A 25101-nucleotide genomic window follows, 5' to 3' on the forward strand; every position below is an offset into this window, starting at 1 on the left:
CCCTGAACCCTACCCAGAACCGGACATTCAACCGGACATCCACCCTCCGCCCGGCATTGTCAGTGCCTCTCGCTAGTCTCCCGGCATACCGCAGCTCAGGGGGGCTTTGACCCCGCTGTCAGGGCTGCGCGCAAACGGTCGGGACAGTCGGGGAAGGGTGCGGGCGGATGGCATGGCTGACGGCGGGCGAGGGGTACGAGATCGCCCTGATCGAGGGGCGGGTGGCGGCGCGGTCCACCACCGGCCGGGCGGCGGGACGGCAGTTGAAGACCCTGCCCAGGCAACTGAAGGACCATCCGGAGGTGGACCGGCTGCGCCGGCTCGCCGAATGGCTCGACCGGCACGCCGTGTCCTGCGTGGCGCAGGTGGACACCTGGATGGTCTCCTCGCTGCCGGTGCCGACCGCGCTGCTCGCCCGGCTCTGGCCCGACGAGGCTTGGCAGGACGCCCTGCGCGACCTGGCCGTGGTCGGCGAGGACCCGGACGAGGTGGGCTTCCTGCGCGATGCCACCGCGGCCGGTGAGCTGAAGGTGGTCAACCTCGACGGCGAGACCGTACGGCTCTCCCCGCGCACGGTGACGCTGCCCCACCCGGTGCTGCTGCCCGACCTCGACGACGTACGGGACTTCGCGGCCGAACTGGGCATCGCCCAGCGCGTCGAGCAGATCCACCGCGCCACCTGGCACAAGCCGGAGGGGCTCGCCGCCACCGCCACCGACGTACGGGACTACGCGGGCGGGGTCTTCCCCACCCGTTTCAGCCTCGCGGCCCGGGCGACCGGCCTGGGCTACCGGGTCTCCGGCGGCTACGCCACCTGCAAGGTCCGCGACGCCGGACGGGGGACGGAGGCGGCGGTGTGGATCGGCGAGCCCTACTACGAGGACGAGACGACCACCGGCGCCCTGAACTGGCACGACGAGGAAGGCCGGACGGTGCGCCTGGCCGAGGTCGGGCCGGTGGCCTGGTCCGAGGGAATGCGGATGGCCGCGGCGCTGTACGCCGGGCGCAAGATCGAGGAGGGCAAGGACGCATGAGCACGGACCAGATGGACATGAACGGGGCGGCGATGGCCGACGCGAACGGCACCGGCACCGGCACCGGCACCGGCGAGGCCTCCGGTGCGGCCGAACTGCTGCTCAAGGCGGGCGCGGTACTCCCGCACGACACCATCGGCGCCGGGCCGGAGGCGGTCGACCTGACCGCCCGCTCGTACCGCCACCCCGCCCTCGGCGACGACCGTGTGATCGTCCGGCTCGCCCCCGCCGAACTCGGCGCGGCCGAGGACCTCGCCGCCGGGTTCCTGGGACTCGTACGGGACGCGGGTGAGCCGCCGGTCGTCGGCCTGAGCCGCCGCCAGTCCCTCGGCTTCCCGGAGTGGGTGCTCGTGCACCACCCCGAGGACGGCCACCACGCCCTCGCCGTGGTCCCCGAACTCGACCGGATCGCCCTCCAGGCCAAGACCAAGCCCAAGGCCGCCCTCGACGCCTGCCTCGAACTCGCCGGCCGGCTCGCCGCCTCCGTCCCGCACTTCCTGCCCGTCTTCCACGAGCAGGCCGCCCGCACCTTCCTCGCCGTCGAGAACACCACCTACGCCGCCCAGCTGTTCGGCCGCGCCCGCACCGCCGAGGCCCAGCACGGGCTGGCCGTCGACGAGGACCGCCTCGACTCCGTCTTCCTCGAATTCGCCCTGGCCGGCGCCCTCCCGGTGAAGGTGCTCACCGGCTACGGCAAGCAGCTGGCCCTCCGCGTCACCCCCGCCGAGGCCTACGCCCGCTTCCGCCGCCTGTGCGTGCGCCGCACCGCCGGCGGACTGCCGCCCTCCGCGCAGGCCGCCACCGAACTGCGCCGCCTCGCGCGCGCCGCGGGCCTGACGGGCACCGAACCCGAGCAGGACTACCTCGCCGAACTCCTGCCGCTTCCCGCCACCCTGCGTGCCGCGACCGGCTGGTGGAAGGCCCACCGCACCGCCCTCGTCGCGCTCGCCCGTCGCGTGCCCGCCGTACGCGGCACGCTCCTCACCCTGACCCCGCCCGGCGGCGGCGACAGCGCCGAGCTCACCGCCCTGTGGCTGGAGCTCCTGGAGGAGTCCGGCGCCACCGCCGGACTGGTCCGCGACGACCTGCCCGCCGAGCAGCGGTGCGAGGACGGCGCCGCCGGCTGGCTCGAACGCTTCCACGCCGCCCGCCACGCCGGCTGGAGCCTGCGCCCCACCCTCCCGGGCCTGCTCGACCTCGTCACCCGCTGCGCGCCCCGACTGCGCACCGAACTCGCCCTTCCCGGCCGCGAAACGGGCCTGCGCGTGGGCGTCGAGGACGCCGACCTGCTCGACCTGCTGCTGACCCTGGACCTCCCCGTCGCCGACCCCGATCCGGCGGACCGGCGCCACCGCCACGACCAGCTGAACCTGCGCGACTGGGCCCGCGCCGACCAGCGCCGCGACCTGCTCGCCCTCGCCGCCGACGAACGGTTCCACCCGGCCTTCCACCGCGCGCTGAACGCCCTCGGGGACGCCACCAGCGGCACCGACATCATCCAGGCCGTCGCCGCCTCGTCCGGCGGAAGGCCGCTGCTGGCCGAGTGGATGCGCGGCGTCGCCCGCGCCTCCCGGGCCGCCGGCCTGCCCGGGATCCCCGCCGCCATCCAGCGACTGACCTGGCTGCCCGCCGAAGCACTCACCCTCGCTCCCGAGGAGGTCGCCGACGCGGCCGCCCTCGACCTCGCCGAAACCCTCGCCCGCAACCTGCGCGGCGGCCTCTTCGAGGAACTGGCCTGGCCCGCCTGGGAGAGCGCCGTCGCCGAACTCGGCGGCCCGGGCCACCAGCGCCACCAGCACCACCGGGGCCTGACCGTGGTCGAGGCCTGGCCGTACCTGATCGTCGCCAACCAGGCACAGGTCCGCGTCATCGACGCCGACTCCACCGTCCTCACCCACGACCTGCGCGTGCCCACCGGCTCCGGGCACCGCCTCGGATTCCACTACGTCGACGGCGAACTGCTGGTCTTCTGGCACGACTGGAACACCCGCGAAACCCAGGGCTACTGGCACACCTCGCCCGGCACCGTGCTCACCCTGAACTCCGACGCCACCCACTGGTCGCTGCGCTCCGAGCACGCCACCCTGCCGCTGCCGGGCGGCGGCCGCGCCACCGGCGCCGGCGTCCTGCACCGCGGCGACACCGCACTGCCGGCCGAGCGGGCCATGCTGTCCGACGGCACCTCGTACTGGGTGTGGCAGCAGCGGGACGCGGACACCGAGCGCGGCTGGCGCGAGTACGACCCCGCGAGCTCCTCCTACGGCCGCCTCTCCCAGCCCGCCTTCCTCGCCGACGCCCTGCACGGCCACCCGGAGACCGCCACCCTCCCCGCACACAGCGCCTGGCTGCGGCCGGCGCCCACGGTGCCCGGCTCGGTCCTCGGAACCCCCGCCGACGGTGTGCTCGGCTGGCGCGCCGTACGCCTCCCCGGACACGGCTGGCACGGTTCCGACCACGCCGGCCGCACCGTCACGGTCCCGGAAGGCCGCGAGATGCCCGTCGCCGCGCTCGTCTTCCCCGGCGACGACCGGCCGCGCGCCCTGACCACGCAGTGGCGCGAGCTGAGCATCAACGACCCCGACGGCGTGGTCACCGCCCGGTCCAGCCGCAGCCACCACGAGCACGCGGCCACCGGCAGCGTGGACCTGCCGCCGGTCTCCCACTGGTACGCCCTGCGCCCCCGCGACCCCGAGGGCTCGGCCGCGCTGCGCGCCGCCGACCGGGAGACCGTCGCCACCCTGCTCAAGGCCGCGGCCGCCACCGAGAAGGCCGCCGACCTGCCCGCAGTGGTGAGCGCGGCCCTGCCGCGGGTCACCGACCCCAAGCTGATCGGGGGCGTCATCGAGGTCCTCGGCTTCACCCTCACCCAGCAGAAGGCCCTGGACGCCGTCGCCGCCCGGCTCCGGCCGGACACCGGCCCCGCCGAAGCCACCGAACAGGGGCCCACCGACCGGCTGCTCGGCGAGGCACTGGCCGGCATCATCGACAACGGCTACTACCGCTGGGGCAGCGACACCGACGCCGCCCACCGGATGCTGCGCGACCTCGCCGCCGCCCGCGCCGACACCGGCGCCGCCGCGGTGCCCGGCCGGCTCCACTTCGACGTCCCGGCCCCGCACTCCTCCACCCTGCCCTGGACACCGTTCATCGACCGGGCCGCCGCCGTCGCCTACCGCGCCGCCGGCCCGGTTCCCTCGGACGAGGAGCGGACGGCCCTGTTCGCGCTGCTCGGCGCGGTGGACGAACTCGGCCTGGACTCGGCCGAGGGGTCCGCCGGGCACTGGCGCCGGGTCCTGCTCCACCTCGACCGGAGCCACCTGACCACCCCCGACGGCCGGCAGCGGATCCTGCCGCACCGGTGCGTGTTCCCGCTCGGCGGCGGGGCGGTCTTCGCCCTGACCGAACACAGCGAAACCGTCCCCGACGGGCACGAGTTCGGTGCCCTCCTCCACGACCCCGCCGGACGCTTCGCCGTCCCCGGTCCCTACACCGTGCGCGGCGAAGCCCCGCTCGGCGACCGCGACCGCACCGCCGGCTGGCTGTCCGCCTTCCTCCGTGCGGCCGCCGAGCACGACGGCCCGGCGCCCTTCCGGCCCGAGGCGGCCGAGGAGTTCGCCCGCCTCACCGGAGTCTCCGGCGCCCTCGCCCGGCTCGTCGTCGCGGGACTCCCGCACATCGACTCCTGGCAGCGCAACTTCCTGCCCACGCAGCTGCGCACCGCCCTGGGGCTCAAGACCGCCGATGCGGCCACGGCCCGCGACGAGCTCCGCAACCTCGACGAGGACGTGCGCAGGGCCGTGGTCGCCGCCCTGCTGCCCGCCGACCCGGCACGGCTGTGGAGCGAAGGCCCCGACGCGGCGGCCGCCGCGGAGGTGTGGAACCAGCGGGTGGGCCGCCGTACGCCCGTGCCCGACTGGCTGGCCACCGAGGCGGCGCGCGCCGTCCGCGGCCACTGGCCCGCCCACCGCTCCCTGGCCGCCCTGCTCGACCCGGCGGCCTCGCGCACCCTGTCCACCGACGTGGCCTGGAAGGTGAACGGGGACCACGTGGAACCCGCCGAACCCGCCGAGGAGCCCTTCACCGCGTCCGCCCTGTGCGGGATCCTCGCCACGGCGGCCTGGCTGGCCCACCGGCTGCCCGCGGGCGACCCCGTACGCGCGGCCCTGCCGCCCGCGCTCACCGCCGTACGGCAACGGCTCGCAGCCCCCGAACTGCTGCTCAGCGCGCTCAACTTCATCAACCTGCCCGACTTCCGGAAGGCCGCGGGCACCCCCACCGAGACCGGCGAGGGCTACGAGCGCTACGGCGCGGTCGTCCTGCCCACCCACGACGACCGGCCCCGGCCCGCCCTGCGCCCGACCCTGCTCGACTCCACCGGCTCCGACCCGTACCTGCCGCTGCTGCGCGACGCAGACCAGGGCCCCCTGGCCGTGGAGGAGGCACTGCGGGCCGCCCACGACCCGCGCTTCGCGGCCCTGCTCGCCGACCCGGGCGCCCCGGCGGCGGGCGCCGCGGAGGCGGACGGCACCTGGTGGCCGCAGGACCCGAGCCGCTCGGTACCCGAGCTGGTGGAGGAGGTCCGCACCGCCCACGGCCTCGGCGCCGACGCGGCCGCCCTCTACCTCGCGCTGCTCGCCATGCCCGACCCCACCGACCGCAACACCGCACGCTGGACCGGCTGGAAGCCCGCCCGCCTCAAGGCGGCCCGCGCCGAACTGGCCGCCACCGACCTCGTGGTGACGGCCGACCGGAGCCGGGCCGGCCGCTCGCTGTTCCTGCCCGGCGGGTGGGCCGACATGGCCTCGCCGGCCCTGCCGGTGGAGCAGTGGAAGCTCCCCATGTACGGCCGCCTCGCCGTACTGGTGCCCGGTGAGCCGGCCGCCGAGCTCTACCGGCGGGCCTGGCAGCGGGTCCGCGAGGGCGACGCGCCGCGCTTCGAAGAGCTCAAGGTGAAGCGCACCCGCGGCCGCGCCCGCCGCAGCTGACCGTGGGCGGGCGGCCCGAGCCGGGGCCCCCCCCCCCCCGCCCCCCCTACCCAACGCGTTAGCCTACGCCCACGACACAGAAGACACCGAGGGCCCACATGTCCCGCACCGAACAAGCCGCCGCCCCCGCCGCCCGGCAGGTACTGCCCGCCGAGGAGCGGTACGCCGCCGAACTCGCCTTCCTCGCCGCCCAGGACCCCGGCCCCCGCCCGCCCGGCTGGGCACTCACCCCGCGTGCCGTCGTCACCTTCGTGTGCGGCAGCGACGGCACCGAACTCGCCCTGCCGGGGCGCCGCCGCGCCGGACTGCCGGCCAAACTGGCCATCGCGCGCAAGTTCGTGGGCGAACGCGCCCTCGTGGAGCGGTGCGTGGTCACCCTCGCCGGAGAGCGCGGCCTGTTGCTCACCGGTGAGCCCGGCACCGCCAAGTCGATGCTCTCCGAACTGCTGGCCGCCGCCGTCTGCGGCACCAGCGCGCTGACCGTGCAGGGCACCGCCGGCACGACGGAGGACGCCTTCCGCTACGGCTGGAACTACGCGCTGCTGCTCGCGCAGGGGCCGAGCGCGGGAGCACTCGTCGACTCACCGGTGCTCTCCGCCATGCGCACCGGGCGGGTGGTGCGCGTCGAGGAGATCACCCGCTGCCTGCCCGAGGTCCAGGACGCGCTGGTGTCCATCCTGTCCGACCGGCGCATCAGCGTTCCCGAACTGACCGCCACCGAGGACGCGGTGGTCTCCGCGGCCCCCGGATTCACCGTCATCGCCACCGCCAACCTGCGCGACCGGGGCGTCTCCGAGATGTCCGCCGCGTTGAAGCGGCGCTTCAACTTCGAGACGGTCGCCCCCATCGCCGACGCGGACGCGGAAGCCACCCTCATCCGCCGCCAGGCCGTGGCGGCCGTGGAGCTGGCGGGAGCGTCCTTCGGGGTCGACGACGCCGTGCTCGACGCGCTCGTCACCGTCTTCCGGGACCTGCGCTCCGGGCGCTCCGCCGAGGGCTGGGACGTGGAACGGCCGGGCACGGTCATGTCCACCGCCGAGGCCGTACAGGTGGCGGCCTCGCTGGGGGTCTCCGCCGCGTACCTGCCCGGCGGGGACGTACTGGACCTGCTGCCGGGCCACCTGCTGGGCGTGGTCCGCAAGGACGACCCCGCCGACCACGGCCGCCTCCTCGGCTACTGGGACGGCCCGGTCCGCCGCCGCGCCGAGGACGGCTCGGCGATGTGGCGCCGCCTGTGGGACCTGCGCGGGAGCCTGCGATGACGGCTGCGCCCGCCTCCGACCCGCGCGCGGTGGTGGACGCGCTGGCCGCGTCCCGGACCCCGTACCTCCTGGGCGTGCGACACCACAGCCCGGCGCTGGCCGCGGTGGTGCCCGCACTGCTGGACGCCACGGCCGCGGAGGTGGTCTGCGTGGAACTGCCGGCCGACTTCCAGTCGTGGATGGAGCACCTGGCCGACCCGGAGACCGAGGCCCCGGTCGCCCTGGCCGGCACCGGCTCCGACGGCGGCCTCGCCTTCTACCCGTTCGCGGACTTCTCCCCGGAACTGGCCGCCATCCGCTGGGCCCACCGCACGGGCGCGACCGTCGTCTGCTGCGACCTCCCCCTGACCGCCTCCGGCTGGACCGACGGTCCCGCCACGCCGGCCCCGGGCTCGGCACCGTCCACGGAACCGCGGGGAGGTTCCTTCGCGGAGGCCCTCACCGCCGCCGGGACGGGCCGGGAGGGCGACGACCTGTGGGACCGGGCCGTCGAGGTGCTCGCACCGGGCTGCTCCCCGGAGGCGGTACGCCGTGCGGCGCTCGCCGTCGGCTGGGCGCTGCGCGCGGACGCCCCCGCCGTGCCGGCGCGGGACCTGGCCCGCGAGGCCCACATGCGCGAGGTGATCGCGACCGCCGCCGCCGGGGGCCACCGCGTGGCGGCGGTCATCGGCGCCTTCCACGCCCCGGCACTCGCCCCGTCGCCTCCGGCCCCGGCCGGCCACCACGCGGTTCCCGCACTCGGCGGGCCGACTGCCGCTGCCGCTGCAACGGGGGCCGACCCGGCCGGAGCGGGCAACACATCGAAGGTGCCCGCCCCACGCGTCGCCCACCCCGCGGACCGCGGTGACACCGAGCCGGGTGCGGCGGCCGCCGCGGGCGGTGACGGCCAGTCGCCGAAGGCACCCGCTGTCGGCAGTACACGCCCCAGGGGCGGCGGTGAGTCGGGCCCGGTACTCGCCGCAGGCGAAGGCACGGGTCTGGGCCCGGTGCCGGGTGCCGACTCCGGCCGTGGCGCCGAAGCGGGTGCGGCGGACGCTGCCGGTGGTGGCTCCCCGGGGAGGCACGGTGGGCCCGGCACGGTGCCGGCCGTCGGCGAGGGCGGGGTCGTCACCTCGTTCGTGCCGTACTCCTTCGACCTGCTCGACGCCCGCTCCGGGTACCCCGCCGGGATCCGGGATCCGCTGTGGCAGCAGGCCGTTCTGCGGGCCGGGGGTGACCCCGCGCGGCTGCGGGAGGCGGCCTCCGTCGCCGTCACCGGGGTCTGCCGGGAGCTGCGCCGCGCCGGTCACACCGCCGGTACCGGCGAGGCCGCCGAGACGCTGAGGCTCGCCTGCGACCTCGCCGTCCTGCGCGGGCTCCCCGCGCCCGGCCGCGGCGAACTCCTCGAGGCCGTCACCACCGTCCTCGGCCAGGGCGAACCCCTCGGCCGGGGAAGGGCCCTGGCCCGGGCCCTGGAGGCCGTCCTCGTCGGCACCGCCCGCGGCCGGATCACCCCGCACGCCCCCCGCTCGGGCCTCGGCCCCTCCGTCGAGGCCGAGCTCGCGGACCTGCGCCTGCCCGGCCCCGGCGACCCCGCATCCCGCGAGGTCCGCCTCGACCCGCTGCGCTCCGCCCTCGACGCCCGCCGCGAGGTGCTGCTCCAGCGGCTGCTGGTCTGCGGCGCCTCCTACGGGGACCCCCTCACCGTGTCCGGCACCGGCGACGGCACCGCCCTCGGCACCAAGTGGCGGCTGTCCTGGACGCCTTCCGTCCCCGCCCGGCTGGACCTCGCCGGGGTCCGCGGCGTCACCGCCGCCCAGGCGGCCGCCGGAACCCTCCGCGAGACCGCCCGCCGCGCCGCCGCCGACGGCGGACCCACCCCGGCGCAGGTCCTCGCCGGGCTGGCCGCGGCCGCGCGGTGCGATCTGCCCGAGCTGGTCGACGTACGCCTCCACGAGGCGGCCACCACCCTCCCGCAGACCGCGACCCTGCCCGAACTGCTAGACGCCCTAGACCTGTTGGAGGCCCTGCGCCGCGGACACCTCCCCGGTGCCACGGCCCCCGCGCAGGCCACCGCAGCCACGCTCACCGGCGACCTCCTCGAAGCGGCCGTACGCGCCCTGCCCGGCCTCGCCGGCAGCGACGACCCCGCCGACGCCGGCGCCCTCGTGGCCCTCGCCGACCGGGCCGCCGCCCGCCACCTGGGGCTGCGCACCGACGACGCCCTCGCCGAACTGGCCTCCTCCGGCTCCCCGTTGATGCAGGGTGCGGCCCTGGCCGTCCGGGTCCTCCTCGACCTCGACCCCGCCGCCCGACTGGGCGACCGCGCCGCGGGATGGCTCGACAGCGCCACCGCCCCCGACAGCAGGCGCGCCCTGGCCCGCCGGCTCGGCGGGCTCCTCACCGCCGCCGGACCGCTCCTCCAGTCCTCCCCGGCCGCCCTCACCCCGCTCCTCGACCGCGTCGAGCACCTCACCGACGAGGAGTTCCTCCACCGCCTCCCCGCCCTGCGCGGCGGCTTCGACGCCCTTTCCCCCGCCGCCCGCGACCGGCTCCTCGACACCGTCACCGAACGGCTCGGCGACCGCATCGACCTCGCGCTCGACGCACCGCCCGCGCTGCTCGCCCTCTGGGCCGCCGCCGACGCCGCCGGCCTCGCCGCGCTCAAGGACCTCCCGCTGCCGGGCACACCGGCACCGGCCCCGCCGCCGGAGGCCCCCGAAACCCCGCGCGCCGCGGCCCGCGAGGCCGACGCGCCACGGCTCGCCCCCGCCGACCGCTGGCGGCTCCTGCTCGGCCGCGAACGCGACCGGCTGCCCGCCGGCGCCCGCCGCTACGCCCACGCCCTCGACGAGCTGTACGGGAACGGCCGCGGCGAGGGCGCCTCCGACCTCGACGGCGGCCGCGGCGGCGGGCAGGAGGCCTCGTTCCCCACCGCCCGGGAGTGGTCCGAGGAACTGGAAGCGCTCTTCGGCGCCGACCTGCGGGAAGAGGTGCTGGCCGGGGCGGCCGAAGCGGGCCGCACCGACGTACTGGCCCAGCTCGACCCGGCGGCGGTGCGCCCCTCCGTGGAGCTGCTGAGCTCCGTGCTGTCCCTCGCCGGCGGTCTGCCGGAGGCCCACCTCGCCCGGCTGCGCCCCCTGGTCGCACGGCTCGTCGACGAACTCGCCAAGGAGCTCGCCACCCGGCTGCGCCCCGCCCTCTCGGGCCTCGCCACCCCGCGCCCCACCCGCCGCCCCGGCGGCCGCCTCGACCTGGCCCGCACCCTGCGCGCCAACCTCGAGCACACCCGGCGGCGGCCCGACGGCAGCGTGGTCGTCGTCCCGGAACGCCCCGTCTTCAGCACCCGGGCGAGCCGCGAGGCCGACTGGCGGCTGATCCTCGTCGTCGACGTGTCGGGCTCCATGGAGGCCTCCGTCATCTGGTCTGCGCTGACCGCGGCCGTGCTGGGCGGCGTACCGACCCTGTCCACGCACTTCCTCGCCTTCTCCACCCAAGTCGTGGACCTCACCGACCGGGTCGAGGACCCGCTCTCCCTCCTCCTGGAGGTCCGTGCCGGCGGCGGTACGCACATCGCCGCCGGCCTCGCCCACGCCCGCTCCCTCATCACCGTCCCGAGCCGCACCCTCGTCGTCGTGGTCAGCGACTTCGAGGAGGGCGCCCCGGTCGGCGGGCTCCTCGGCGAGGTCCGCGCGCTCGCCGCCTCCGGTGCCCACCTGCTGGGCTGCGCCGCGCTCGACGACTCGGGCACCCCCCGCTACTCCGTCGCCGTCGCACGGCAACTCGTCGCGGCCGGCATGCCGGTGGCCGCCCTCAGCCCCCTCGCCCTCGCCCGCTGGGTGGGCGACCGTCTCCGTGGAGAGCCCCGTTGAGCCCGCTGCACCCCCAACTGCCGCCCGTGGCACCCGAGGTGCTCGCCGAAGCCGTCGAGAACCTCACCGCCCGGCTGCGCAGGAAGCTGGACGCCGCGACCGAGAGCTGCGCCGCCGGCGCCGTCCGCGCGGCCGACGGCAGCGTCACCCTCCGGTTCGGCGAGGACGCCGTCGTCACCCTGAGCCCCGGCCCCCGGGGAACCATCACCGGAGCCGAACAGGCCGTGTGCAGCTGCCTGCTGGCGCCGCGCTGCCTGCACCGGGCCGCCGCCCTCGGCGCGGCCCCGCTCGCGGACACGACTCCCGCGCCCGCGGCGGGGGAGTCCGTTGCGGCCGAGCCGGTGACGGCCGACCCCGCCGATGCCGCCGAACCCTCGCCCCCCGCTCCGCTCACCGAGGCCCAGCTCGGCGCCGCGGCCGCCCTCTGGCAGGCGGCCGCCGAGGCCCTCGCCGCCGGAGTCACCGCCGGCGGGGCCGTCGTCCAGGCCGAGCTGCTGCGCGCCGCGCACACCGCCCGGCTCGCCGGACTGCCGCGCGCCGAGGCCGCCGCGCTACGGGTGGCACGGGGCCTGCGGGCCGCCCGGGACCGGCAGGCCGCCCACCGGCTCGGCGACCTCACCGCGGCGTTCCGTGAACTCCTGCACACCGCCGGGCTGCTGGCGGCCGGCCCCGCCGCCGATCCCGCGCTGACCGGCACCGCCCGCCGCTCCTACGCCTCCGGAGGCAGCCTCCAGGTGTACGGCCTGTGCCGCGAACCCGTGCTCTCCGCCACCGGATACGGGGGAGTGGTCACCCACCTCATCACCCCGGACGGCGCGCGCTACTCGGTCTCCGACGTGCGCCCCGGCGGCCTGGCCCGCGCCCGCGGAGCCGGTTCGGCCTCCGTGGCCCTCGGCGGCGCCACCCTCGACCATGCCGGACTCGCCCGCGGCGGCCTGCGCATCGTCGGCGCGACCGTCTCCCCGGAGGGCCGGCTCGGCGCCGGACGCGAGGTCAGGGCGACCCCGCTGCGCGGCACGCCCTGGACCGGCGAGCCTGCCGCCGCCCTCTTCGCCCGCCCGGCGGCCGAGGCCGTCGCCGAGGCCTTCGCCCGCCGGCAGACCGACCCGGAGGGCGCCGAGCCCGCCCTGCTCGGCTGCGAGCTCACCGTCGTCGGGGCCGCCGGTGAACACCTCCTGGCCCGCGAGGAGCGGCCCGGCGCGCCCATGCTGCGGTTGCGGCCCGCACACCCCCACCCGGAACTCCCGCACACCGAGAACCTGCGCCGCCTCGCCTCCTACCCCGGCCTGCGGCTGCGCGTCCTCGGCCGCCCGGACCTGGACCGGGCCGCCACCCTGCGGCCCCTCGCGGTGGGCCCCGTACCGGGTGCGGAGTACACCCTGCGGCTGCCCGAGGAGTGGCTGGACCGGGCGGACCTCGGCTACGACCGCCTCCAGGGTGCCCACTTCCCGCCCCGGCGGGCCGACCCCGCCCCCGAGGCCACGCCCGCGGCGCCGGACCCCCTCGCCGACTCCCCGCTGTGGCGCGTACGGCGGCTCCTGGAGACCGGCGTCGCGGGCGGCCGGCGCGCCGTGGCAGAAGCGGCGCGCGGCACCGAACCCCTCGCAGCGTACGGCCCGCTGCGCCGGGCCGGGCTTACGGCGGCCGCGGAGTTGTCCGCCGCCCTCGCCGCCGAGGCCGACCGCCGTCCCCGTGACGCCTTCGGCCGCCTCGCCGACCCCTCGGCCGACGCCTACGCCTGGGCCTGGCTGGCCTCGGCCACCCACCTCGCGGCGGCGGAACGCTCGCTGGTCGCGGCCTCCTGGGCCTGACGGCCGCACCACGCCCACAGCGCCCCGAAGTCCGCTTCGGTGAGACCCCGGCCCGGATCCACCCGGTGGAGGAGCGCCCGGCCGGGGTGCCGCGCGGCCACCCACGCCCGGTCGGCGCCGGTGATCTCGTCGTCCACCCATACGAAGTCCCGTCCGGCCGCGTGGGCGAGGAGGGCGGGGGTCTTCCAGTGGACCCCGCCCTGCCCGTCCTCGTCCGAAGGTTCCGGCCAGGCCACCAGGGGAAGCTGCGGCAGGCCGAGCCGGGGCGCGATGCACTCGTTCGCCTCGTCCTCCCAGGTCGTGGCCCACACCAGCTCGCACGGCAGCGCCGCCAGCCGGGGGCCGAGCGCGGGGTCGATCCGGGCGAGCAGGGGATTGGCGCCGGCCCCGTGCGGGTACGGGCCCGCCCCGAACGGGATGAGCGGCCCGTCGACATCGAGGAACAGCAGCGGGCGCGCCGCGAAGGCGGTCATGACGCCACCGTAGCCCCGTGACGGGAACCGGGAGCCGTGTGATCCCCTCTTCATGACCGAGGGGGGACGACCATGACGAAGGCAGCGGTTTCCGGGGCGGCCGGGCGGGCGGTGGTGGCGGGGCTGCTGTGCGCCCTGCTGGCGGCGTGCGGGACCACGCGGGCGGGACAGCAGGCAGGGCCGGCGCCGGTGCCGACCCTCACTCCGACGGACTGCGGCCTCGGCCACACGACGGACGAGACGACGGACGACGGGAGCGGCGGCAACGCGGGCCCGCCGACGGACGAGGAGACGGGCGGTTACGCCGGGCCTCCCACGGACGAGGAGACCGGCGGTTACGCCGGGCCCCCGACCGATGAGGAGACGGGCGGGTACGCGGGCCCGCCGACGGATGAGGAGACGGGCGGCCGTGCGGGGCCTCCCACGGACGAGGAGACGGGCAGCGGTTACGCGGGGCCGCCCACCGACCAGGAGACCGGCGGCTACGCCGGCCCGCCCACCGACGGCGAGATGACCAACGGCGGCGGCCCCTGCGGCCCGGCGGACTGGTTCGACATGACCCGGGACTTCACCGCCTACTACGCCAAGCACCGCACCGCAGAGGACTCCCTCATGTCCGCCGACGCCCTCAAGGAGGTGCGCGTGCGCAAGGTGAGCGCGGTCGGCGAGGCGAGGATCACCTTCTCCACCCGGTCCGTCGGCAAGGGCCGCGGCGACGACGCCCGCCGGCTGGCCGGGCTCTTCGCCGCATGGCGGCACGAGGTCTACGGGGACCAGGGCACGGTGACGATGCGAACCACGGACGGCTCGGTGATCGTCACCGAGAAGTGGTGACCCCCGGCGCGGGCCACCGCGCGTCCCAGAGCGCGCAGTGGTGTGCGGCCCGCGCGTCCACCGGCCGCACCCCGCCCGGCCCCGGCGCCAGGGACAGCACCGAGCCGGGCGCCCCGTAGCGCGGCCAGTCCGGGGCGCCGGCCCCCGGAACACCGGTGCGGGCGAAGCGCGTCCAGTAGCCCGCCATCCGGTCCGCGAGCCCGCGCTGAGCATCCGTCAGGGGAGCCAGCGCGAACAGGTAGGGCAGCTCGAAGCCGTGCGAGGCACCGTACGGCAGCCCCGGCACCGGCGGCAGACCGGTGAAGTTGGGCGCGTCGCCGTCGCTGAACAGGTAGGCGTACGTCGGCACGTGCCGGGCCAGCGCCTCGTTGTCCCGCAGCGTCGGGCAGGTGAACGAGGCGTCGGACAGCGCGGCCGACCACGCCGCCGCCGGAGTGGGGTAGCGGGGCGCGGGGTAGGCGGCTTCGACGGCCCGCGCGGTGTCGGCGTCGAAGGAACGCTCCAGCCGGGCCCGATAGGCGGCCTCGTCGCGGATCGGGTCCTGCGCCAGCGTCTGCCCGACGAAGATCCGCATCTCGTCGCGGGTGGTGCCCTGCATGACCGGTACCCGGTGGAACCGCCCGGTCTCCAGCGCCCGCCGGGGATCCAGCGGGAGCAGGGCGTTGCCGTAGGAGACGGTGGAGAAGGTCTGCGTCAGCTCCGGTGTGGCCAGCGTCCGCGCGTCCAGCCGGCGCAGGCAGTCCAGCGCGCCGCCGGTGTCCGCGCAGCCGAGCCGGGCCGCCGCCGCGACGCCGTCCGCGACGGTGCGCGCCTGCGGCGCGAAGGGCTCGTAGGCGCCGCGTCCGGGCAGCAGGGACCGGGGCGGCATGGTGGTCGAGCACGAGCCGCTCTGCACGATCGCCCGCTGGAAGAGGCCCGCCGAGGCCGGGGAGACGAGGTGCGCGCACACGCTGAGGGCGCCGGCCGACTCCCCGAACACGGTCACGTCGCGCGGATCGCCGCCGAAGCGACGGGCGTTGGCCCGGACCCAGCGCAGCGCCGCCTGCTGGTCGGCGAGCGCGAAGTCGGGGGCTCCGCCGAGCTCCGGATGGCCGAACAGGCCGAAGACCCCCAGCCGGTAGTTGACGGTCACGACCACGGCGTCCCCGTCGACGGCCAGCCGCTCGGGCCGGTACTGGTCGCCCGAGCCGTTGACGAAGCCGCCGCCGTGGAACCAGACCATCACCGGCCGTGCCCCGCTCCGGCCGACGCCGGCCGAGGGCGCGGTGACGTTGAGGTGGAGGCAGTCCTCCGAACCGCTCGGCCCGCCCGGCCCGATCGGGGGCAGCTGCACGCAGTGGGCGCGGGGGGCGCCGGCCTCGCGCACGCCCTCCCAGCGGGGCGCCGGCTCGGGGAGCCGCCAGCGCCGTGCGCCGACCGGGGGAGCGGCGTACGGGATCCCCTCGAAGGTGCTGTACGCGCCGTGGGTCCGCCCGCGCACCCGGCCCGCGTCGGTGTCCACGACGGGCCGGGTCGGCGCTGCGGCCCCCGCCACGAGCAGCAGGACGACGGGCAGCGGCAGTACGCACCGGCGCCGGAATTCGCGCATGTCGGGCACGGTTGACGCCCTTTCGCCGTGGCGCCCCGGGCGGCCCCCGTTTGCCCGCCCCGAATGGCGCAGTGGACGGAATTGGCCCTAAATGTAACAAAGCGTGCGCTTCCCATGACGCACGATGACCGGCCCGCGATGTGTAGACCCGCGTGTCGGCGAACGGAGCTTTTCATGAATGACCCCATCACCCGCGCGGCGAAGAATCACGTGGACCGCCAAGGGACCCCCGACACCCCCGACACCCCCGCACCGGGCGCCCCGGGCACCCGCCCCGTACACACCCTGCTGGAGGAGGCGGCCACCTGCCGCCCGCTCGAAGAGGTCACCGCCCTGGTGAGCCTCCTCAAGGAGTCCGGCCAGCTGCCCAATCCCGGCCACGAGGCGCTGCGTGCGGCGGCCGTGACCCGGCCCGTGCACGAAGTGCAGCGGATGGTCGCCCTCCTGGGCGAGCCTCCGCACGAGGTGGTCGAGGCGGACATCACCCTGCGCGCCGCCGCCGTCGGGCGGCCCATCGAGGACGTGGCCCTGCTGGTGACCATCCTGGGCACCGAGGAACAGCGGCAGGAACACCCGCAGGAACACCGGACGGGACAACAGGACGACGAAAGCCCGACGGCGGAGGAGCCCGAGATGGACGAGAAGCGGTACGTCCCTCCCTACATGGAGCTGTACGACGCCCCGTACGCGGCGACACCGCGCGTGCGCGCCGAGGACCGCGCCGAGTACCGCCCCGAGGCGGACCGGGCCGGGACGCCCCTGCTGCGGCACCTCCTGCGCTGGTCCGTGGTGCTGGCCCTGCTGGTCAGCGGCGCCCTGCACCTGCCCCGGAACCTGACGGTCGTACCGGCCGCGACGCCCGCCGGCCTCCTGCCCCTCCTCGCCGCCGTCTTGTGCCTGGGGTTCGGCGCGCTGCTGGCGGTCCGGGACACCGCGATGGCGTGGCGGGCCGGGGCGGCGATGGCCGTCGGTGTCGTCGCCCTGCACGTGCTCGGCGGCGCGGTGGGCTTCGCCCCCCTGGCCGGGGCGATGGGCGGTTCGCGGGCCTGGGCCGGTGCGCTCGCGGTGCTGTGCGCCGCGGCCGGCGCGGTCCTCGCGGGCTTGGCGCTGAGGAACCGTCAGGAGGACTCGGCCTGACGCCGCCACGACCCGAGCGGCCCCCCGCGCCCAGGGCGCGGGGGGCCGCTGCGTGCTGCGGCCCTACCCGGGCCGCGTTCCGGTCATGGTCCGGCGAGGAGGTTCACCGCCCCCGTGAACACCCGCGGCAGCCCGGCGGCCAGGGGCACGATCCGCCGCGCGAGCGCGGGCCGGTGGCGCGCCCACAGCAGGGAGGCGGTGAGCGTGCGGTAGCCGCGCGACAGCTCGCGCCAGGCCCGCTCGTACGATTCCGGCCGGCCCGCCCGCACGCAGCGCACCAGCTCGCCGGCCGCCGTCAGGGCCAGCGTCAGGCCCTCCCCGGTCAGCGCGTCCACGTACCCCGCCGCGTCCCCGACGAACAGCACCCGCCCCGCCACCCGTACGCGGGCCCCCTGCCGCAGCGGCCCGGCCCCGCGCACCGCCGCGCCCGGGGACGCGGGCAGCCGGGCCGCCAGCAGCGGGAAGCGGGCGAGCTGTACGTCGAAGGGGGCGCGGTCCGCGGTCAGGACGGCCACGCCGATCCGGTCGGGCCCGAGCGGGGTCACGTAGGCCTCGCAGCGGGCCGACCAGTGGACCTCGACCAGGTCGCTCCACGGCTCGACGGCGTAGTGGCGGCGCAGGCCGTAGCGCGCCGGCCGGCCGCGCGGGGGCGGCAGCGACAGGCCGAGGGCACGCCGCACGGGGGAGTGCAGGCCGTCCGCGGCGACGAGGTAACGCGCGGTCAGACCGGCGGCGTGGACGCGCTGCTCGTCCTGGCGGACCTCCTCGACGCGCCGGCGGACCACCCGTACGCCCAGCTGCGCGGCGCGCCCGGCGAGCGCGGCCTGGAGCCCGGTCCGCCGGGAGCCTAGGCCCGGGCCGGAGCGGAACAGCCCCTCCGCGTGCCGCCCGTCCACCCCGTCGACGTAGCGGATGCCGTGGAAGGGCTGCCCGGCCACGGGCACGCCGAGCTCCCGCAGGCGCCGTACCGCACCCGGCATCAGGCCCTCCCCGCAGGCCTTGTCGATCGGGGTGGGCCGGGGCTCGACGACCACGACCTCCAGCCCGGCCAGGGCGCCGTGGACGGCGGTGGCCAGCCCGGCCGGGCCGCCGCCCGCGATCAGCAGGTCGATCACGAGCGGGAGCCCGACACGTGCACGGAGGCGGGCCCGCGCAGGCGCCCGCCGTCCGTCAGCGCGGCCTCCTCGCAGCCGATCCGCACGCGCAGCAGCGCCAGGTTGAGCACGGTGAAGCCGAGCGCGGTCAGCCAGGCGGTGTGCACCAGCGGCAGCGCGAGCCCCTCCACGACGACCGCCGCGTAGTTGGGGTGGCGCAGCAGCCGGTACGGTCCCCGCTGCACCAGCGGCAGGCCGGGCACGATGAGCACCCGGGTGTTCCAGCGGGGGCCGAGGCTGGCGATGCACCACCAGCGCAGGGCCTGGGCCGCCACGACCAGACCGAGGGCCGGCCAGCCGAGCGCCGGTACGAACGGCCTTCCGGCGGCCCAGGGTTCGACCACGCAGCCCACCAGCAGCGCGGTGTGCAGGGCGACCATGGCCGGGTAGTGGCCGCGGCCGTATTCGCGGCCGCCCTGGGCCAGGCTCCACGCGCGGTGGCGGCGGGCCGTGACCAGCTCGGCGAGCCGTTCGACCGTGACGAGGCCGATCAGCAGCAGGTACCAGGTCATGGAGGCGGGCATGGCTTCGGGTCCCGAGAGGGGCACGGACAGGGAAACGGGCACTGACAGGGGCATGCGATCACCAGTCGTCGGTCACCAGCGGAGCAGGACGAGTTCGGAGGCGAAGCCCGGCCCGAAGCCGAGCATCAGCCCGACCGACCCGGGCGGCGGCGGCCCCGCTGTCTGGATGCCGCCCAGGATGTGCAGGACCGAGGCAGAGGAGAGGTTGCCGACGGCCGCCAGCGAGCGCCGGCTCGCCGCGAAGGCCGGCTCGGACAGCCCCAGCGCGTCCGCGAGCGCGTCGAGGATCTTCGGACCGCCCGGATGGCAGATCCAGGCGTCGACGTCCGCGGGCTTGAGGTCGTGGGCGGCCAGGAAGGTCTCGACCTCCTCGGCCACGTGCAGCCGGACCAGGTCGGGGAGTTCCCGGCCGAGGAGCATGCGCAGGCCCCAGTGGCCGATGTCCCAGCCCAGCAGGTGTGCGGTGCCCGGGTAGAGGCGGCTGCGCGCGGCCACCACCTCGGGTCCGGATCCGGTGTCGTGCAGGGGGTGGTCGCGGCCCACCGCCAGCAGGGCGCCCGCGCCGTCACCGAAGAGGGCCCCGGCCACCAGGTTCGCCATCGAGGTGTCCGTGGGCTGGAGGGTGAGCGAACAGAGCTCGGTCGACAGGAGCAGCGCCGCGTGGCCGGGCCGGCCGGTCAGGTAGTCGTGGACGTGGCCGACACCGGCCGCCCCGGCCGCGCAGCCGAGTCCGAAGAGCGGCACCCGCTTCACGTCCGGGCGCAGGCCGGCGCGGTCGGCGAGGCGGGCCTCCAGCGAGGGGGTCGCGAGCCCGGTCACCGTGGTCGACATGACGAGGGCCGGCTCCCGCGCCGGCAGGCCGCCGTCGGCCAGGACCAGGTCGAGGGCCCGGGCGCCGAGCTCCAGCGCCCGCTCGACGAAGAGCGCGTTCGTCGTGCCGAAGTCGTTCGACGGCCCGTACCGCTCCAGCGGGAGCGCGAGATGGCGGTGCTCCACGCGGACGGAGGCGTGGACCCGGCGCAGTAGGGCCCGGTCGGGGCCGGGCGGCAGGAAGCGGGCCATCGCCGCGGTGATCTCGGACTGGGGATGGCGGTGGGGCGGGAACACGCTGCGGACTGCCAGGACACGTGTCATTGATTCACCATAGGAAAGAACTGACACATCGTTATGAATCAGACATCCCGGGCGCGGCGTCGCGTAGCGTGACGCCGTGCCCGCGCGAACCGCGAAGACCGGACGGCCGCCACGATCCGCCCAAGCCCAAGCCCAAGCCCGGGCCCAGGCCCGCGCCCCCGCCTCGGCCGCCGCGGGGCTGATGGCGGCGTGCCACCCGGTCCCGGCGGCCGCCGTGACCCTGCTGGCCGCGGCGCTTGCGGCCGCCGCCGGGCGGGGTCCGGCAGGAGGTGCGGCCGTGGTGGGCGCGGTGGCCGCCGGGCAGCTCTCGGTGGGCTGGTGCAACGACCGGGCCGACCTGCGGCGCGACCTGGCGATCGGCCGCCGGGACAAACCCCTGGTGGCCGGTGCGGTCTCCCCCGCCGCCGTGTCCCGCGCGGCGGCCCTGGCCCTGCTGGTCTGCGTCCCGCTCTCGCTGGCCGGCGGGCTGCTCGCCGGCGCCGCGCACCTGACCGGTGTGGCGGCTGCCTGGGCGTACAACCTGCGCCTGAAGGGCACGGTCGTCTCCTGGCTCCCGTACGCCCTGGCCTTCGGCCTGCTGCCCGCCTTCGTCACGCTCGGCCTGCCCGGCGCGCCCTGGCCGCCGGTGTGGCTGACCGCCGCCGCGGCCCTGCTCGGCGCGGGCGCGCACTTCGCGAACGTGCTGCCCGACATCGAGGACGACCTGGCCACCGGGGTCGTGGGCCTGCCGCAGCGGCTCGGCCGTCGGTGGGCGGCCGCGCTGGCCGGGCTCCTGGTCCTCGCCTCGGCCGCGGCGCTCGTCGTGGGGCCGCCGGGACCGGTGACGGCGTACGGCCGGACGCTGCTGGCCGCGACGGCGGTGATGGTGCTCCTCGCGTCCCGCCACCCGGCCGGCCGGCTCCCGTTCCTGGCCGTACTGGCCGTCGCCGGAGCCGACGTCCTCCTGCTGGTGGGCCGGATGCGCGGCTAGGAGGTCAGGGTGCGCGCCGGGTGCGGGTCCAGGTCAGGAGCTGTTCCTCCGGCCAGGTGTTGACGATGCGTTCGCGCGGCACACCGCACTCCGCGGCCCGCACGCAGCCGAGGATCTGCCAGTCCAGCTGGCCCGGGGCGTGGGCGTCCGTGTCGATCGAGAACAGGGTCCCGGCCTCCACCGCCAGGCGCAGCAGCCGCCGGGGCGGGTCCAGCCGTTCCGGCCGGCTGTTGATCTCCACGGCGGTCCCGGCCTCCGCGCACGCCGCGAAGACGGCCTCGGCGTCGAACTGCGACTCGGGGCGGCCCCGTCCGGTCACCAGCCGCCCCGTGCAGTGGCCCAGTACGTCCATCAGGGGATTGGACACGGCCGCCACCATGCGCCGGGTCATCGCGCGGGACTCCATCCGCAGCTTCGAATGGACGGAGCCGACGACGAGGTCGAGCTGCTCCAGCAGCTCCGGTTCCTGGTCCAGCTCCCCGTCGTCGAGGATGTCGCACTCGATGCCGGTGAGGAGCCGGAAGGGCGCCCAGGTCTCGTTGAGCTCGGCCACCACCCGCAGCTGTTCCCGCAGCCGCTCCGGAGAGAGGCCCCGGGCGACCGTCAGCCTGGGGGAGTGGTCGGTGAGGACGGCGTACGCGTGGCCCAGCTCGGCCGCCGCCCGCCCGATCGCTTCGATCGGGCTGCCGCCGTCCGACCAGTCCGAGTGGAGGTGGCAGTCCCCGCGCAGCGCCGCCCGCAGCGCGGTGGCGGCGGGCGTGGCCGGCGGGCCCTGGGGGTGAGCCGCGGCCTCGTCCTCCAGTTTCCGCAGGTAGCCCGGTACCTCCCCGGCGAGGGCCTCCCGTACCACCTGGGCGGTCTTGGGCCCGATGCCCTTCACGGCCTCCAGGGATCCCGCGCCCGCCCGTTCGGCCGTCTCGCGCTCACCCATCCGTACGAGGGCGGCCGCCGCCGTCCGGAAGGCCCGCACCCGGTAGGTGGGCGCCTGCGACCGCTCCAGCAGGAAGGCGATCCGGTCCAGCGCCGCAACCGGGTCCATCGCGTACCTCCTGGTCCCAGTGTGGCGGGGCCGTCAGGCCACGTCCTGCGGAACGGCGGCGTCGAGGGCGGCGGTGAGGCGCTTCAGGCGGGCCTGGAGGTCCACGATCTCGGTCAGGTCGAAGCCGGTCGCGGTGGCGATCCGGCGCGGCACCTCCGCCGCCCGGGCGCGCAGCGCGGCACCCTCCTCGGTGAGGTGGGCGCGTACGGAGCGCTCGTCCTCGGCGCTGCGCTCGCGGCGCACCAGACCGGCCGCCTCCAGCCGCTTGAGCAGCGGGGACAGTGTTCCGGAGTCCAGCCGCAGGTGCTGCCCGATCTCCTTGACCGGCAGCTCGCCGTGCTCCCACAGCACCAGCATCACCAGGTACTGCGGGTAGGTGAGCCCGAGGTCCTTGAGGATGACGCGGTAGAGGCCGCCGAAGGCGCGGCTCGCGGCGTTCAGCGCGAAGCAGATCTGGCCGTCCAGGCGCAGGAAGTCCTGGTCGGCGTGGGTGGCGGTCGGCTGCTCGGTCATGCGGGCCAGTCTACCCGGGATGGACTTGCGAGGCATTCAATTGCGCACAACTGAATTGCGTGCTCTACTGATGGAGGCGGTCGACCACCGGCCGCCGCACCGGTTCATTTCCGCGAGAGGACCTCCCATGGACGCGCTGTACACCGCTGTCGCCACCGCCAACGGCCGCGAGGGCCGCACCGTCAGCTCCGACGGGCAGCTCGACCTCGCCCTCGCCATGCCCCCGGCGCTCGGCGGCAACGGACAGGGCACCAACCCCGAGCAGCTCTTCGCCGCCGGCTACGCCGCCTGCTTCGCCAGCGCCCTCGGCCTCGTCGGCCGCCAGGCCAAGGCCGACACCAGCGAGGTCTCGGTCACCGCGGAGGTCTCCATCGGCAAGGACGGCGCCGGCTTCGGCCTCGGGGTCGTCCTGCGCGTCGAGCTCCCCGAGTCCCTCGCGGGCGAGACCGGCACCCTGCTGGTGAAGCAGGCGCACGAGGTCTGCCCGTACTCCCGCGCCACCCGCGGCAACATCGACGTCGACCTCGTCATCGAGTAGGGCGGCTCGGCCCCCACCGGGCCCCGGACCGGCTGCGGGTGCCGCACGCCGGGACGGCGGACACGATGGAGGGACACCGGCCCGTACGGGGCCGCACGCCAGGAGGCGCCCCATGGCGCACGGCTACGCAACGGACGTACTGATCGCCGGCGCCGGCCCGGTCGGGCTCACCGCGGCCGCCGAGCTGCGCAGGCACGGCGTCTCCTGCCGGATCGTCGACCGCCTGCCCGCACCGCTCCCCTTCGCGAAGGCCGTGGGCATCCAGCCGCGCACCCTGGAGATCTGGGACCGCATGGGGCTGGTCCGCGCCGCCCTCGACGCGGCCGTCCCGCTGCGCGGGCAGCTGACGTACGTCAACGGCGCCGAACAGCCCCGCCTCGACCTCGTCATGCCGCCCGAGGTCCCCTACGGGTTCGCGGCCCTGCCGCAGTACGAGACCGAGCGCATCCTCGGCGGGTTCCTCGCCCGCTTCGGGACCGAGGTCGAACGCGGCACCGAGCTGGTGTCGTTCACCCAGGACGCCGACGGCGTGACCAGCCGGGTCCGTACCCCCTCCGGAGCGGAGGAGGAGGTACGGACCCGGTTCCTCGTCGGCTGCGACGGCGCGCACAGCATCGTCCGCAAAGGGCTCGGGCTCGGCTTCGAGGGCGGGGCCTTCCCCGACGCGTACATGCTCGCCGACGTACGGGTCGACTGGGACCTCCCGCACGAGTACGGCGTGCGCTCCATGCACCGCGACGCCTCCGGCGCCGTGGACGACACCCTGGTGTGCATCCCCCTGCCCGGACCGGGCCGCTACCGGGTGTCGACGGCGGTGCCGCCCGAACTCTCCACCGCCCGGCAGGGCGAGACGGCCCCCGAGGGCGTCGCCCACGGGCTCCAGAGCAGCCGCGCCCCCGAACTGCCCGACATCCAGAGGGTCCTGGACCGGCTGTCGCCGCGCCCGGCCACCGCCTCCGACATCCGGTGGGCCTCGGTGTTCCGCATCAGCCACCGCATCGTCGACCGGTACGGGGACGGCCGGGTCTTCGTCGCCGGGGACGCGGCGCACATCCATCCGCCGACGGGCGCCCAGGGCATGAACACCGGCATCCAGGACGCCTGGAACCTGGCGTGGAAGCTCGCCCTGGCCGTCGAGGGCGCCGCGCATCCCGCCCTGCTCGCCAGCTACGACGCCGAACGCCGGCCCGTCGGCGAGGAAGTCGTCGGCCGTACCGTGCGCCACGCCGCCCGGGGAGTCCAGGCCGACCCGGACGACCCGGCGACCCTGCTCCTGCGCGAGGCCCAACTGCTCGTCGGCTACCGCGGCGGCCCCATCACCGACCCGCCCGGCGAGGGCCCGGGACCCCGGCCCGGCGACCGGGCACCCGACTGCGCCGGCCTCACCCGGCAGATCACCGCCTACCCGCTGCGCCTGTACGACCTCCTGCGCGACCGCGGACACCTGCTGCTGCTCTACGGGGACGGGCAGGGCCTGGACGAACTCGCCGAAACGGCCCGGGAGTCCTCCGGAGGCCGGATGGAGGCGTGCGCCCTGCTCGCCGCCGACGCCCCCTCGGCCGCCGACGGACCGCCGGCGTACCGCGACAGCGCCGGCGAGTTCGCCCGTCTCTACGCGGCCCGCCGGGCCACGGCCTTCGTCATCCGCCCGGACGGCCACCTCGGCGCCCGGCTCTCCCCGCCCACCCCGCAGGCGCTGCGCGCCCACCTCGCGGGCACCTTCGCCGCGCCCGGTCGGGAGCCGTCATGAACGGCCGTCGCCCCGGGCGGTCCTGGCGGCCTGCTCGCGCCGCTGCCGCTTGCCCAGCGGGGCCAGCGACAGGTCCTCGGCCTGCGACTTGAGCTGCTTGAAGCCGTATCCGCGCTCGGTCAGCCAGCCCTCCGCCGCCAGTTCGGCACGGGCCGTCGCGTCGAGGATGTCCTCCTCGGCCTCGCCCGAATCCAGGAAGCGGAAGGTGAAGAAGGGCCGGGCCGCGAGGTCGTACGACAGGTTCCCCTCGGCGGTGAAGGTGGCGTGCAGCATGTCGTGCTCGGGCGCGGCGGCGAGCAGCTCGGCCCGCTGGCCGGGCGTGAGCCCGTCGAAGGAACCGCGGACGGTGATGCGAAAAGTACGGGAACTCATCCCGGCACCCTAGATCGCACCCTTCGTCCACGCACCGGGATATCCGGCCCCACAAGTCCCCCGGCACCGGGGGGCGAGGCGCGGAGAGCGTCCGAAAGCCGGTGCCCCGGCCCCGTTTTGGATTGCCGGACG

At 76.5% G+C, this 25101-nt stretch carries 18 protein-coding genes; 10 read left to right on the forward strand and 8 right to left on the reverse strand.

What is annotated here, in order from left to right:
• Positions 1-167: 167 nt before the first annotated feature.
• From ACFTXQ_RS01520 to ACFTXQ_RS01540, 5 genes are all read left to right on the forward strand, one after another.
• Complete coding sequence (locus ACFTXQ_RS01520; RefSeq protein WP_382634699.1) at positions 168-1034, forward strand: DUF4132 domain-containing protein; 867 nt, start codon at positions 168-170, stop codon at positions 1032-1034.
• Positions 1031-6019 (forward strand): DNA-binding protein, encoded by a 4989-nt coding sequence (locus ACFTXQ_RS01525; protein WP_382634702.1) that lies wholly within the window; start codon positions 1031-1033, stop codon positions 6017-6019. The genes ACFTXQ_RS01520 and ACFTXQ_RS01525 overlap by 4 nt, the downstream gene beginning before the upstream one ends.
• Positions 6020-6117: 98 nt before the next feature.
• A complete protein-coding gene (locus tag ACFTXQ_RS01530; RefSeq protein ID WP_382634704.1) occupies positions 6118-7281 on the forward strand; it encodes an AAA family ATPase in 1164 nt (387 codons plus the stop codon).
• Entirely contained in the window at positions 7278-11132 is a 3855-nt protein-coding gene (locus ACFTXQ_RS01535) for a DUF5682 family protein (protein WP_382634706.1), read from the forward strand. Before ACFTXQ_RS01530 ends, ACFTXQ_RS01535 begins: the two co-directional genes overlap by 4 nt.
• Before the next feature lie 5 nt (positions 11133-11137).
• Positions 11138-12943: a hypothetical protein gene (locus ACFTXQ_RS01540; RefSeq protein WP_382635102.1), complete on the forward strand. Its 1806-nt coding sequence runs from the start codon at positions 11138-11140 to the stop codon at positions 12941-12943.
• Here the strand turns inward: ACFTXQ_RS01540 and ACFTXQ_RS01545 are convergent.
• The gene (locus tag ACFTXQ_RS01545; protein ID WP_382634709.1) at positions 12865-13416 is read right to left on the reverse strand and encodes an HAD domain-containing protein; all 552 of its coding nucleotides are present in this window, start codon (positions 13414-13416) and stop codon (positions 12865-12867) included. The genes ACFTXQ_RS01540 and ACFTXQ_RS01545 overlap by 79 nt on opposite strands.
• A gap of 72 nt (positions 13417-13488) precedes the next feature.
• Between ACFTXQ_RS01545 and ACFTXQ_RS01550 the strand changes: the two genes are divergently transcribed.
• Complete coding sequence (locus ACFTXQ_RS01550; RefSeq protein ID WP_382634711.1) at positions 13489-14250, forward strand: hypothetical protein; 762 nt, start codon at positions 13489-13491, stop codon at positions 14248-14250.
• Here the strand turns inward: ACFTXQ_RS01550 and ACFTXQ_RS01555 are convergent.
• Positions 14234-15838, reverse strand: a complete 1605-nt coding sequence (locus ACFTXQ_RS01555) for a carboxylesterase/lipase family protein (protein WP_382634714.1) — start codon at positions 15836-15838, stop codon at positions 14234-14236. The genes ACFTXQ_RS01550 and ACFTXQ_RS01555 overlap by 17 nt on opposite strands.
• Positions 15839-16012: 174 nt before the next feature.
• Between ACFTXQ_RS01555 and ACFTXQ_RS01560 the strand changes: the two genes are divergently transcribed.
• A complete protein-coding gene (locus ACFTXQ_RS01560; RefSeq protein WP_382634717.1) occupies positions 16013-16975 on the forward strand; it encodes a hypothetical protein in 963 nt (320 codons plus the stop codon).
• An 83-nt stretch (positions 16976-17058) separates the two neighbouring features.
• Here ACFTXQ_RS01560 and ACFTXQ_RS01565 read toward each other — a convergent pair whose 3' ends face one another.
• The 3 genes from ACFTXQ_RS01565 to ACFTXQ_RS01575 form a co-directional block, all read right to left on the reverse strand.
• A complete protein-coding gene (locus ACFTXQ_RS01565) occupies positions 17059-18090 on the reverse strand; it encodes an NAD(P)/FAD-dependent oxidoreductase (protein ID WP_382634719.1) in 1032 nt (343 codons plus the stop codon).
• The gene (locus tag ACFTXQ_RS01570) at positions 18087-18641 is read right to left on the reverse strand and encodes an isoprenylcysteine carboxyl methyltransferase family protein (protein ID WP_382635104.1); all 555 of its coding nucleotides are present in this window, start codon (positions 18639-18641) and stop codon (positions 18087-18089) included. The genes ACFTXQ_RS01565 and ACFTXQ_RS01570 overlap by 4 nt, the downstream gene beginning before the upstream one ends.
• A gap of 84 nt (positions 18642-18725) precedes the next feature.
• Positions 18726-19787 carry a type III polyketide synthase gene (locus ACFTXQ_RS01575; protein ID WP_382634722.1) on the reverse strand — a complete coding sequence of 354 codons (1062 nt, stop codon included), beginning with the start codon at positions 19785-19787 and terminating at the stop codon, positions 18726-18728.
• Between the two features lie 76 nt (positions 19788-19863).
• On the opposite strand from ACFTXQ_RS01575, the gene ACFTXQ_RS01580 reads away from it, so the two are divergent.
• Positions 19864-20757 (forward strand): UbiA family prenyltransferase, encoded by an 894-nt coding sequence (locus ACFTXQ_RS01580; RefSeq protein ID WP_382634725.1) that lies wholly within the window; start codon positions 19864-19866, stop codon positions 20755-20757.
• Positions 20758-20761: 4 nt separating this feature from the next.
• On the opposite strand, the gene ACFTXQ_RS01585 is transcribed toward ACFTXQ_RS01580, so the two are convergent.
• Positions 20762-21796: a PHP domain-containing protein gene (locus ACFTXQ_RS01585; RefSeq protein ID WP_382634728.1), complete on the reverse strand. Its 1035-nt coding sequence runs from the start codon at positions 21794-21796 to the stop codon at positions 20762-20764.
• A gap of 33 nt (positions 21797-21829) precedes the next feature.
• Positions 21830-22309, reverse strand: coding sequence for a MarR family winged helix-turn-helix transcriptional regulator (locus ACFTXQ_RS01590; RefSeq protein ID WP_382634730.1), 480 nt, complete (start codon positions 22307-22309; stop codon positions 21830-21832).
• A gap of 127 nt (positions 22310-22436) precedes the next feature.
• Here ACFTXQ_RS01590 and ACFTXQ_RS01595 point away from each other — a divergent pair, with 127 nt between their 5' ends.
• Together ACFTXQ_RS01595 and ACFTXQ_RS01600 are read left to right on the forward strand one after the other, a co-directional pair.
• Entirely contained in the window at positions 22437-22847 is a 411-nt protein-coding gene (locus ACFTXQ_RS01595) for an organic hydroperoxide resistance protein (protein ID WP_328929362.1), read from the forward strand.
• Between the two features lie 112 nt (positions 22848-22959).
• Complete coding sequence (locus ACFTXQ_RS01600) at positions 22960-24597, forward strand: FAD-dependent monooxygenase (protein WP_382634734.1); 1638 nt, start codon at positions 22960-22962, stop codon at positions 24595-24597.
• Here ACFTXQ_RS01600 and ACFTXQ_RS01605 read toward each other — a convergent pair.
• Positions 24592-24969: a DUF6204 family protein gene (locus tag ACFTXQ_RS01605; RefSeq protein WP_382634737.1), complete on the reverse strand. Its 378-nt coding sequence runs from the start codon at positions 24967-24969 to the stop codon at positions 24592-24594. The genes ACFTXQ_RS01600 and ACFTXQ_RS01605 overlap by 6 nt on opposite strands.
• Positions 24970-25101 lie beyond the last annotated feature (132 nt).

Origin of the sequence: Streptomyces sp. NPDC057010 (assembly GCF_042673805.1) — a bacterium.
GTDB lineage: Bacteria > Actinomycetota > Actinomycetes > Streptomycetales > Streptomycetaceae > Streptomyces.